Annotated in this window: 7 protein-coding genes; 5 read left to right on the forward strand and 2 right to left on the reverse strand. The window is 35.4% G+C overall.

Features of this window, described 5'->3' with window-relative positions; all coding sequences use genetic code 11:
• Window positions 1-85 precede the first annotated feature (85 nt).
• Entirely contained in the window at window positions 86-1,846 is a 1,761-nt protein-coding gene (locus BBW65_RS05825) for a ShlB/FhaC/HecB family hemolysin secretion/activation protein (RefSeq protein ID WP_066340956.1), read from the reverse strand.
• A gap of 102 nt (window positions 1,847-1,948) precedes the next feature.
• Between BBW65_RS05825 and BBW65_RS05830 the strand changes: the two genes are divergently transcribed.
• From BBW65_RS05830 to BBW65_RS05850, 5 genes are read left to right on the forward strand one after another with little or no spacing between them, the layout of a single operon-like run.
• Window positions 1,949-8,422 carry a two-partner secretion domain-containing protein gene (locus BBW65_RS05830; RefSeq protein ID WP_066340958.1) on the forward strand — a complete coding sequence of 2,158 codons (6,474 nt, stop codon included), beginning with the start codon at window positions 1,949-1,951 and terminating at the stop codon, window positions 8,420-8,422.
• Window positions 8,419-8,934, forward strand: coding sequence for a hypothetical protein (locus tag BBW65_RS05835; protein WP_066340960.1), 516 nt, complete (start codon window positions 8,419-8,421; stop codon window positions 8,932-8,934). Before BBW65_RS05830 ends, BBW65_RS05835 begins: the two co-directional genes overlap by 4 nt.
• A gap of 18 nt (window positions 8,935-8,952) precedes the next feature.
• Complete coding sequence (locus BBW65_RS05840) at window positions 8,953-9,477, forward strand: hypothetical protein (RefSeq protein WP_066338565.1); 525 nt, start codon at window positions 8,953-8,955, stop codon at window positions 9,475-9,477.
• Between the two features lie 18 nt (window positions 9,478-9,495).
• Window positions 9,496-10,047: a hypothetical protein gene (locus tag BBW65_RS05845; RefSeq protein ID WP_066340963.1), complete on the forward strand. Its 552-nt coding sequence runs from the start codon at window positions 9,496-9,498 to the stop codon at window positions 10,045-10,047.
• Between the two features lie 9 nt (window positions 10,048-10,056).
• The gene (locus BBW65_RS05850) at window positions 10,057-10,758 is read left to right on the forward strand and encodes a hypothetical protein (protein ID WP_066340972.1); all 702 of its coding nucleotides are present in this window, start codon (window positions 10,057-10,059) and stop codon (window positions 10,756-10,758) included.
• Between the two features lie 105 nt (window positions 10,759-10,863).
• Here BBW65_RS05850 and BBW65_RS05855 read toward each other — a convergent pair whose 3' ends face one another.
• Window positions 10,864-11,826: a hypothetical protein gene (locus BBW65_RS05855; protein ID WP_066340974.1), complete on the reverse strand. Its 963-nt coding sequence runs from the start codon at window positions 11,824-11,826 to the stop codon at window positions 10,864-10,866.
• Between the last annotated feature and the right edge of the window lie 576 nt (window positions 11,827-12,402).

Consider the following 12,402-nt stretch of genomic DNA (forward strand, 5'->3'; position numbering starts at 1 on the left):
AATTTTATTTCTTATGTTCTTTGTCTAATAAGAATTATTAAGGATATATTATTGATATTGAAAGATTGTGCAAAATATACTTGTATTAAAATCCAACCCCCAAAGAAAGATATAAGTATTTAAATCTTTGTTTGTCTGAGTGATAAAAGGGCATATATCCCCAAATTTGCGTTTGCAAATAATCTTTGTAGCTAATCTTAACTCCAATTCCACCACCACTCACAAATCCTTTTGTTGCAAACGCAGAAGGAGTATAAATCTCCTTGACATACCCCATATCAACACACAAGCTTGGTGCAAAGCTCACTCCATACAAAGATGGCAAAAAATAACTCAAATCATTACGATTAAGCACCCCAAAATCTCCACTTAAAACATTGCTATCAAATCCTCTCACACTATAGATCCCGCCCAATCCCATCTTTTCACTCGCATAAAGCTGTGTCCTCGAGACTTGTGTTTTTAATAAGCTTGTATAAACTAACCGATGTTCCCCCCAAGACATTGGATAAAGCATATAAACATCAAGGGTGGGGAGCGTATAAAAGAAATTTGGAAGATTTTTTTCATTTGATGGGAAATTAGACATTGAGCCTAAAGCCTTTATTCCTTGCTTGATTCCAAGGCTTAGATTGAGAGTTGCTCCATTTTGAAAGTATCTTAGATAATCCAATGAAGCATAGACATTAGTGAGATTTCTTCTTTGGGGGATTAACTCGATTGTCTCCAAAAAATTCTTTGCCCATCGTTTTCCTAATCCAAGACTCACAGAAACTTGGTTGAGATTGTCCATATAAGCCAAAATTTTTGTTTTTAAATCAAAATTGGCAGAATATCCGTGATATTTCAATGATTGTCCGACAAACTCAAGTGGATAAGCATAAAAAGCATAAGATCCGCTTACAGAGAACAAAACTCTTCTAAATGGGATTGAAAAATCAAGCGAGGAGTAAAAATTGTGAGCATTTTTCTTCCATTTTGGACTAAAAACAACATAGCCATTAAGAACTTCATTGAGAGATAAAACATTCTCAAGTCCTGCTTGGAATGATGTTTGATACATTCCACTTCCTTGCGAACCAGCATTATCCACACTTGCATTGAAATAAAAAGGAAATCTGATTCCAAAAAGCTTCTTTTGATCAAAGATGATGTTAATCTGTGTTTGAGCAACATCATCAACAGAGGGGAGAGCTTGGATAAAAAATCTAGGACTTAGAGTTCTTAATCGCTTATAGTTGTAAATTCCTCTTTCAAGAGGCTCAATATTTAAAATATCTCCAACATTTAATCCAAAATCTTTTCCCCAGAATGCAATCAAGCTAGGATCATTGATTTGAATTTGTCCTATGACGGAGCTTTCAAGGTTGATTTGAAGGACACCTTTTTTAAGATTTTGTGGTTTTAGACCAAAAAGTGTTGTCACATAACCCTTTTGAATTGAGGCGATTTTAAGTTCATCTAAAAGCGAGGAGAGATCGTTTTGATTGAGGCATTGATGGGTATAGGATTTTAGAATTGAATCCAAAAAAGAAAATTTTTTCTTGAAATTTTCCAATGAAGATTCAAGTCTAATCTCACTAATCTCAAAACAGGGAGCATCTGTTTTGATTGCATCCCGTTTTTTAATCGCTTTTTTGAGCTGGTTAATCTCTTCTTCATCTTTCAAATTTTCTTTGGGAATTCTAGAGCCTTTGAGTTTTGGGACATTTTCATAGAGCAGAGTTTCTTTTCTTTGTTGATTCAATCTTTCTGTGAGATCAGAGGGATTGAGCGGAGAAGCAAAGAGCAATGGAGTAAAAATGGGGAGCAATAAGATTAAAAGAGGTGTATAGCACCGCTTCATTCAACTCCCTCCTTAACTTTAAACATTTATTTTGTTTTTAAGAACTTTTAGATAGTTTTCTTAACTATCAAGATTATGACAGAAAGAAGAAGGGATGACAAGATGTATCTAAAGCTTACAAGACGATTTTTCAAATCTCTACGCCCACTCCTCAATCTTTGGCTGTCTTTGCTTTTGGTTTTTTATCCATTACTTAGTAATCCCATTGTGATTGATCCAACTTCCTCCAAAACACAATTAGATCACGCACCTAATGGAGTAGATATTATCAACATTGCCAATCCTGACAATAATGGAATCTCAAACAATCTTTATTTGGATTTCAATGTCGCACAGCAAGGAGCCATATTTAATAATACATTAGAGGCAATCACACCAACACAACTTGCAGGATTTATCACAGGCAATCCAAATCTCACTTCCAATGCTTTGCTCATTCTCAATCAAGTGACTTCCACCTCTAGCTCCAATCTTTTAGGGCTTATGGAGGTAGCAGGAAACAAAGCCTCGCTTTTAATTGCCAATCCCAATGGGATTTCTTGTAATGGATGTGGGTTTATTAATGTCAATGAAGCCACACTCACCACTTCATCTTTGATTGATCCTTCTGCATTCAATGCCCACAACTCCAATTCTTCTTTGATTTCCAATCTTGCTTTGAGAGTAGAGAGAGGACATATTAATATTGATTCACTCAATGCTTTAGGAAGTGATACACTCAATCTCCTCTCAAGAAGTTTAAAAGTTGATGGAGAACTCTATGCTAAAGAACTAAGAGTTTTATTGGGTAGAAATAATATTTCTCTATCCAACAAGGGAGCCTTGCTTTTATGGCAACCTATTAACCTATCCCATCCCACAAATCACTCCAAAAAAGAATCTGATACAGAAGAAACTACACAAGTCTTAGCTCTTGATGTCGGACATCTTGGAAGAGTGTATGCAAACTCAATTTATCTTGTTGCAAATGAAGAGAATTCTTTAATCAAGCATTCTGGCTTGCTTGCAACAATGCCTAGTCAAAAACAAGGAGATGGGGGATTTTATCTTGATGTCAATGGTGAGCTAAGAATTGCAAATCCACCCAAACAAACAAGCAATGAAGAAAATATAGTCCAAGATACAAAGCTTTCTGACTCTTCTTTGGAAACTTTGGAAAAAGATGGTAGTCCAGCAATCTTTGGCTTTGATTCTATGATGATTCAAGCCAAAAAGATTGATAATAATGGATTAATCCTTTCTAATGGTGCAATGAATCTGCAAGGAGAGGAAATCTACAATGATTTGATTATTGCTACTCAAAATGATTTAACAATCACTGCACCATCTCTTAACAACACAAACGGAGGTTTATTAGAGGGTCAAACCATAAAAATCAAATCAGATGTGCTCAAAAATCAAGAGAGTTTTATTGTTGCCAACAAAGATCTCTATATCAAAGCTCAAGATGTCTTTAACATTGCCAAACTAGATATAAAAACACAGCATTCGCGTTATTACCAATCTTTTTGGGAAGGCAAAATAGTCAAAACCAAAGGCGAACATATTCGAGATACCTACACTCAAGTCATCAATTCTTACACCCCCTCTATTCTTTATGCCAAAAACAATTTATTAATAGAAGCAGACACTTTAAGCAATGAATATGGACAAATTCAAGGGGAAACTCTAGTTTTACCCATTAAAGAATCCTTGCTTAACCCTGTTGTCCAACTTAAAACCACAACCTATTATAAACGCACAGAAAAATGTGGATGGTTATGGAAAAAAACTTGCATTGCTCATTCAAGTTCTTCTTCTTATACCACTCCCACACCATTGCCTGAGATTACTGCAAATCTAGAGCTTGTTCCAAAGCAACAATTCTTCAATCCCTATCTTGCATACGCTCCAAAAGAAATCCCACAGGCACAATCTCTAGAGCCTAAAGATTTTACTGCTAGTTCTTATTTTAAAGAGCGTTTTATTCACTTAGGCACTCAATCCAAATTGAGATTTTTGAAAAGCATTCCAAATCAAGACGCATTCTTCTCTCTTCTTTCTAAAGAAGAAAATCTAGATTTGCTTTCCAAACTAGGAAATGCACAAGCTCTCACATTGCCACTCTCAAACTTCCAAATTGCTCAAGAACATACATTTAAAAATAGGATTGCTTATAATGCGTTGGCTTTTCTTACGCCATTGCATTCTTTGATCTCTACTCCTGCCTCAATTCAAGGAAGCAATATCTATATCAATACACAATCTCTTAACAATGAAGGCAGTATCTTAGCAAGTGAAAATATCTTTGCTCAAACAAAACAAAGATTGCAAAACTCTGGAAGCATTGAGGGAGGAAATATTTATCTCACTTCAGAAGGAGAGATCAATAATCTTGGAGGAACGCTCAAAGCAAAAGAAAATCTAGCTCTAAATGCCAAAGAAGTGAATCTAGAATCCACAATCAATACACATCAAGAATACACACAAAAAATAAGATTCAATCTTCAAAAATGGCAAGAAAATGGAATTGAAACCTATAATGCTCTTACCTATCAATCTCAAAGCCTCCATTCCAAAAGCCTTTTGAGTGGATCTCACATCTCTATCAATGCCTCTTCCTCCATTACTCTCAAAGCAAGCGATATTTTAGCCTCTAAACACCTCTCTTTAAATACCAAAGATCTTTCTGTCCAAACTCTTGCTCTAAAACAAATCAATACTAGGGATTCAAACTCCACTTCCTCTGCCACTACACTATTGCAAAGCACTCTAAAATCTGGTGGGGATTTGAACATCAATGCTTCCACTCTCTCTAGTGCCTCAGCAAACTTTGAAGCCAAAGATGGCTTAGTTTTTAATGCCAACAATATCTTTTTGCTTGCTGACAAAGAAGAAAGCTCTAGTTTAAAGAAAAATGATAGCTCTAACTTCTTTGGAGCTTCCTCTATGAGTGAAGAAAAAAGTTTTTATTCTAAAGAAATAGGAAACTCTCTTCAAGCTTCCAATATAGTGATGAATGCACAAGAAAATATTCTTTCTATTGGAAGCAATTTGAAGGCAGAAGAACATATTGCAATCAAAGCGAAGCATTTCACCTCTTTGGCTTCTAAGGAAGTGAGAGAAAACTCTTCTCAATCTCAAGATAATGGAGCATTTGGATTTTCTAAATCCTCCAATGCTTCTTTCTCCTCTTCTCTCACCCACACTCTTTCATCTTTTGATGCCAAAAATTTATTCATTCAAACATCAGAGAGTGTCCAGCTTTTGGGAGCAGAAATCAATGCCAAAGAAAATGTAGCCATCCATTCCAAATCATTCACCCTCTCTAATGTATTGGATACAAAAGAAGAGAGCAAAGGTGGAGATAAAAAAGAGTTTTGGGGATTAAAAGATAGAGCAAAAGCAACAAAAACAAGAGAATCTGTAGTGAAATCCTCCACCCTAAATGCAAACTCACTTTTGATTCAAACAACAGATCAAAACAACTCATCACAAGCCACAGCACAATCTCAAACTTCCCCCTCTCTTAATATCATTGGCTCTACTTTAAACATTGCTTCAAATGCGACTTTAGAATCTAGTGGATCCATTCATATCTTAGAAGCTCACTCAACGATTGAAAGTATGTCTAGCTCTAAAGATAGAGACTTTAAAAAATTCTACTTCGATCTAGATAAAAAATTTGATATGGGGCTTGAGTTTAAAGATGATGAGAACAAAACCTTAGTGCATCAAACAAAAAGTGTGGGAAGTGTATTAAATATTGGAGGAAATCTCACTGCCTCTGCCAAAGATTCACTTTTGGTGCGTGGCTCTAATCTCAATACAAAAGGCTCCATTGATGCTTTCGCCTCTTCTATTGAAATCACTTCAAGTCAAGATACCACCACAGAAAATATACAAGATAAAAAAGGGGTGATGCGAGTAGGAGTTGAGATAGGAAATGCCTATGTTGATGCCTACTTTGCAGGAAAAAATGTGGTAGATGCAAGCAAGGTTGTCAGTAAAGCCAAAAGAGAATTAGATCAAGCAAAGCAAGATTATAAAGATGGAAAGATTAGTGCACAGGCTCTTAATGATTATAATCTCAACCATAAGCTTGCCATTGTTTCTTTAATTTCTGTTAGCACCAATTTTGCAAGCTCTATTGCAAGTTCAGCTGGTGCTTTAACTAGCTCCTTTGGCACGGGATTTTATGCAGGAGTGCATGCAAGCTTTCAAGGAGTAAATAGCAAAACCACTGCTTCTTCTATCTCTCAAATCTCTTCTAATCTTTTGGCTTCTTCTATCGCTTTGAATGCCAAAGATTCGATTACTCAAGCAAGCTCCAATCTCACAGCCCAGCAAATCTCTTATAGGGCAGACAAACAAATCAATATCAAAGCACTTCAAAACACCTACAATGCCAAGCATTCTAATCAAAACTACAACACTTCAATAAGCTTTGGGAGCAATGGATTTGGAGGAATCAATGCTGGTGGAGGAGAGGGAAAAGGAAGAGATACAGATGCACACTATGTAGCAAGTCATACTTTAGCCCAAAAGATTTCCATAGGTTCTTATTCACAACCATCCAATACTCCAAAAGATTTAAAAGTCTCTTTAATGAATTCTTCTCTTGTGGCTCAAGAAGTCAATATCCAAGCAAAAGATTTAGAAGTAGTCAGTTTGCAAGATATGCAAAGCTCAACATCTCAAAGCTTTAATCTCAATGCAGGTGCTTCTCTTGGAGGAATAAGTGGGGGTGGAGGAAAAGATAGATCCAATTTCAAAAGACAATGGGTCAATACTCAAGCAAAGATATTGGGAAGCGAGAGTGTCAAAATAGTACTAGAAGACACTTTAAACATCAAGGCTGGAGTGATAGGAGTAGGAGAAGAAAAAGCTCCAAGCAATGCTCAAGCCAACACTCCCACTCTCTCCATCTCTGCTAAAACTATTACAGCAACACATCTGACAAATCAAGAAACAAGTGATTCTAATGGATTTTATGGCTCTACTTCTATAAGAAGGAATAATAGCTCTATTGGAATAAAACTCACTGGCAATACACAGATCAATTACAAACATCAAGCAAAAGAAAAAGAGGGTGTGAGTTATACAAGTATAGGAAGTTTGAATCCTCAAGCAAAGATAGAGATTGTTTCAAATCAAGACACTCCACAATCTCTAGGAGTGCATACCGATCTCTCTACCACTTCACTCATCACCAAAGATAAAATCACTAGGGCTCTTGATACTTCTTTCATCATAGATAACAATCTCTTATCTCCAAGTGGAATAGAAACGATTGTAGATGATTTTAAGAATCTAGGAAGGAATGTCGCTCAAATCACTAGAGGATTGGGGAGCAATATCTTAACTCAAAGTATTGTCAATACTTTAAGAGATCAAGATAGCAATCTCATTACAGAAATGCAAAGATATGTTGTGATTGATTCACTCATCACCTCCATCTCTCAAAACCAAGATCTCATCACCGCTCTTAATGGACTCACCAATCTTAACTCTAAAGAAATGCTAGAAGTTTTACAAGAGGTTGTGCAAATTGCAAGTGGAAAAGATGGATTTAATGCACTTCTTACACTCTATAACAATGAAAATATTTCTAAAGGTTATGCCTATAGTGGAAAAGGAAATAATAAAAAAGACAAATGGATAGGATTTAATACAAAAACCAATGATTTAACCAAACCCAATGAAGCAATCAATACTATATTCCACGAAACAAGCAATAAAACACTGCATCATATCAGTGAAAAAACAAACAATGATGCTTATGCAATCAATAGAGGCAATAGTGCAGAAAATATCTTTATGCTCAAAAACTATGCCAATCAGAATACCAATACAATCAACACTCAAGAGTGGAATGCTAGATATGCAAACTCAAGCATTTTTAAACAAGGGAATGCTTATAATGCGATTGCTTACTTGGGTGATATGAGTGGGAATGGGGAGAGGGATAATCTCACCATCTTTATTCATGGAACTTGGTCTGATCCTGCTACTTTTACACCAGACTTTAAAAAAGCAGTGGCAAAGACTCTAAAAGACAATCACCAAAAAAATTTTCAATGGGGCGAAGGAGATAATAATGTTGAAGCAAGGAAAGAGGGAGGGGAGGCATTAGCTCAAATGATTAAAAAAGAGTTATTGAAACTTAAAAAAGGAGAGCCATTAAATCTTGTTGCCCACTCTCACGGAGGTAATGTAGTAAAGTATGCTTCAAAAGAATTAAAACAAATTATTGATAATGCCATCTTTCTAGCCACTCCACATAGAAAAGATGCACAATTTAATAGCAAGGCATTGAAAAAAGGAGGAAAAATTGTAAATGTGTATGATAGAGGGGATTTTTTGGCGCAACGATTCTTGGGGAATGGCTTGTTGCCTGGGATTGCCGATCAAACCATGTCAGGTACGATTAATGTCCCAATTAAGGATTCAAGTAAGTTTCAATTTGCAGATTTATTCTTAATCCCTTGGTTGCTGAGACAATATAACACCCATACCACTATTCACACTCCAGAAAAATTTATTGAATCAGTCGCTCCAATATTTGATTCGCAATCTAAAAGGAAAAATAAATGAAAAAGAAACTCATACTTTTTGTTTTGTTGATAGTAGGCATTCATTCTGAATCAAGGGCAGATTATGCGTTCAATTATTACTCTAGCTATCTCCAAATACTTTCTTTTCATGTCGGTTCTGATAGCAATTTTCGCTCTTCAGATTCTAGCAACTCTCTGATTCTCGGAGGCAGTATAGGAGACATTTATGTTACGAGACATGGTCCACCAATCTATGGTTGGCGTCTTAAATATCTCTATACCTTTGACAAACCAAGAACACAATCTTTTGGGCTAGTGAACTATCTGCATCTTTCCTATGGAGTCTCTTCTACTGCTCTTGTCTTGGGCACTGGTGTTTTATGGGAAACTCAAGAACAAGCAAGGATTGGGGGATATGCAGAAACAGGGATCACGATATTTAAAGCAGAACCAATTAATGTGGATATTTTATATCGCATCAATATTTATAGATTCAGAAATACCCCTAATGATATTTCACATCACCTCAATGTGGTTTTTACATTTTTATAGCAAGTTAAGGAAAAATAAATGAAAAAGAAACTCATACTTTTTGTTTTGTTGATAGTAGGCATTCATTCTGAATCAAGGGCAGATTCAAATGATCAATTTCTTATTTTCTCTGATAATCTTCAAATCTATTCTTTTCTTGTTGGCTCCACTACAAGTTTCCAAGATTCAAACTCCAACACTTCTCTTGTTCTCGGAGGCAGTATGGGTATCAATTATCTGATTGATTTTGTGAATATTAACGAACCATTGCGAAGGTATGGTTGGCGTCTTAAATATCTCTATACCTTTGACAAACCAAGGACGCAATCTTTGGGATTAGTGTATTATTTGCATATGTCCTATGGCTATTTGTTCCCTTCTGCACTTTCTTTGGGTGTTGGTGTTTTATGGGAAACTCAAGAAAAAACCAGAAATGGAATATATGCAGAAACAGGGATTGCACTATGGAAGACAATACCTGTCAATGTAGATATTTTGTATCGAATGAATATGTATGGACGAGATATTTCACATCATCTCAATGTAGTTTTTACATTTTTCTAACAAGTTAAGGAAAAATAAATGAAAAAGAAACTTATGCTTTTTGTTTTGTTGATAGTAGGCATTCATTCTGAAACAAGGGCAGATTATCAATTTGAATATATCTCCAATATAATACAATTGCTTTCTTTTCATATCGGCTCTGATACAAGTTTTCAAGATTCAAACTCCAACACTTCCCTTATCCTTGGGGGTAGTATAGGAGTAAATTATATGCCACCACCAATATTTGGAGAAATAAACGAATTAACGAATAGATGGGGGCGACCAATCTATGGTTGGCGTCTTAAATATCTCTATACCTTTGACAAACCAAGGACACAATCTTTTGGGCTAGTGAACTATCTGCATCTTTCCCATGGAATCTCTGCTGCTGCTCTTATCTTGGGCACTGGTGTTTTATGGGAAACTCAAGAACAAGCAAGGATTGGGGGATATGCAGAAACAGGGATCACACTATGGAAAATAATACCTGTCAATGTGGATATTTTATATCGCATCAATATTTATAGATTCAGAAATACCTCCAATGATATTTCACATCATCTCAATGTGGTTTTTACATTTTTCTAATTCTAAGCAATGCAAATACATTTCAAACTAATCTCATTGTTTTATCTTATTTTCTTGCCTATTTTATGTTTGTATTTCTACAATCTTCTCCACGATACACAAAAACAAACCAAAAATCTTGCAATCAGAATGATGCTGATTGGCTTTGCACCTCTTGCATATAGTCCATTTGACACGCGTTTGATACATTTTTTGGATTTTATGAGCCTTATGCTTTTTATTCCGATTGTGCTTGTCTTATGTATTGGTTCTTGTATGATGAGATTTTCAATCTTAATCCACACTAAATACTTATATCATCTTAGCTTCATTTGTGGATATTGTTTTGTGATGCTTTGCATTTATCTGTTTTTTGATAATACGCCTTATCAGCAAGAACTCTTAGGTTATTTAACCACTCTTTCTTCAATTATTTTTTTTATTTTGATTCTTTATTGGCTGATTGGACTATTGTTTTTTGCTCAATCATTTTTGACAAAACACGATGGTATCTGCTTGTTTTTGTGTTTTTCTCTAGAAGTTGGTTTCAATCTCAATCCAATCTTTAAGTCTATTTTTGACTTTCCTCTTTTACTTGTGTCGCATTATCTCCCAGTGGATCTCCCTATCCTAATCATAATTTGCTTTTGGGCAATTGTTTTTATCATCACTCTTGCAGTCTTATTGCACCATTCTTATCATTTCATCAAAACTATCGCAAAAGGTAGATGATGCAATTGCTGAAAAAGAATTAGAATGCGATTGCAAGATCTCTTACAATTTCATACATTACTTAATAATTAAAAACCATTATTTGACATTAAACAATAGTGATATTTAGGAATTTTTCAAAACTCCACTGAATTTGAGTGTGCGACATCCTTTGTCATAAATGTAATCAAAATTTGGAAAAACGGATTTGAGTTCATCTAACTTATTGCGTCTTTTTAAATCTGATAGAACCTCGATAGCACTGCTTTTTTTATTGCTATAAGCGATTCTAAAAGCGTTTTCAAGAGTTGTGGCTGGGATCTCAAGCTCATCGCGATTAATAAATTCTTGTCTATGCAGTGTTGATGTTCTAGAAATTGCACGAGCACTCTCTTCAAGCAACAACTCATAGAGCCAATAAGTGTATTTGTTTGAAAAGCCAAAAATATCTCCAAATTTCTGATTGGTGTAATCTCTTGTCACTGAAACAAAAAATACGACTTCTTTTGGAAATGTGATTTCAAACTCAAGCATCTCCTTGTGGCGTTTGTTGCCAAAAATCACCCAGCTACTCAAAAAACTAAATTCTGCTTCAGATACCTCTTTGAAGTGGCTAGAACAAAAGAAATTCTCTTTTTGCAAATCAAGCACCACCATAGAATTATCTTTCAAAGCAATCTCTTTGTCCTTTTGTTTGGCAATCTCTTCCACGACGGGCAAATAGCAATTCAAGATTTTAAAATTGATATTTTTGAGTTTAGATATGCTTGATTTAAAATCCTCAAACCAATTGTGTCTCATCTCAACACCCTTATATTCTTCATAATAAGTCTTGAAGAATCTTCGAATCTCATAATAATGCAATCGAATACTTTCTGAGCGATAGGCAAAATGTTCTTTCTTTTTGTTGAGGGCATTTTGTAAAAGGAAAAAAAGCCAATTTTTAACAACAAGATCCAAGCTTGAAAGCTTCTTTGGATCAAATGCGAGTTTTGTAAAGGGATTATATTTGCGAATCAAAAGCGATTTGTCAGCATAATCCTTGAGGTCATAATCCAAATCAGAATCATCAAAAAGATTTAGTTGCATAAATTTCTTTTCTTTCATAATTTGGATTATATCCCAGCAAGAATCATTTTCTTCATATAATAAGTACGGCAAACTACTCCCAAACCAACCTTGTAGAACCCAAAAGGATTCTAAATCAATGTAATCTTGAACGAGCCTTGCTAATGCAATGCTGGGGTTATGGGGGTTGTTAAGGGGGATAAGGGGAACGCTTGCTATAAGTTCCCCTTATCCCCCTTAAGAGAGATCCTAGGAGATTCTAGAATTGTATAAAGGGTGGTTTGCTCAAAGCAACTTCATAAAGAACCCTAGATTCTAAAATCACCCAAAAAGCATAACTCCCAACAAACCAACTTTAAAAGAAACCACAAGCCAAGCTTGAGAAACTAGAAAATGTGCTTTTGCCAAAGTGACTTGAAAAGAGAATCCAAGAGATTCTAGAATCACAAAAGAAAACCCAAGCCAAGTTCAAAACGCAGTTTGAAACCCCAAAGATGACCAACTTTGACATTATGATTTTTTGCAAGGGGTGTTGGGTTATAATTTGGAGATAAAATACAAAACACAAAATGATTGATTTGGGCTTGTAGTTTGAAT

The sequence above is a fragment of the Helicobacter enhydrae genome, assembly GCF_001693335.1.
Classification (GTDB): domain Bacteria; phylum Campylobacterota; class Campylobacteria; order Campylobacterales; family Helicobacteraceae; genus Helicobacter_G; species Helicobacter_G enhydrae.

Bases quoted from the DNA above. Each gene is read 5' to 3' on its own strand.
- BBW65_RS05845 (WP_066340963.1), top strand. From the start codon at position 9,496: ATGAAAAAGAAACTTATGCTTTTTGTTTTGTTGATAGTAGGCATTCAT.
- BBW65_RS05840 (WP_066338565.1), top strand. From the start codon at position 8,953: ATGAAAAAGAAACTCATACTTTTTGTTTTGTTGATAGTAGGCATTCAT.
- BBW65_RS05855 (WP_066340974.1), bottom strand. From the start codon at position 11,826: ATGCAACTAAATCTTTTTGATGATTCTGATTTGGATTATGACCTCAAG.
- BBW65_RS05835 (WP_066340960.1), top strand. From the start codon at position 8,419: ATGAAAAAGAAACTCATACTTTTTGTTTTGTTGATAGTAGGCATTCAT.
- BBW65_RS05830 (WP_066340958.1), top strand. From the start codon at position 1,949: ATGTATCTAAAGCTTACAAGACGATTTTTCAAATCTCTACGCCCACTC.
- BBW65_RS05825 (WP_066340956.1), bottom strand. From the start codon at position 1,846: ATGAAGCGGTGCTATACACCTCTTTTAATCTTATTGCTCCCCATTTTT.
- BBW65_RS05850 (WP_066340972.1), top strand. From the start codon at position 10,057: ATGCAAATACATTTCAAACTAATCTCATTGTTTTATCTTATTTTCTTG.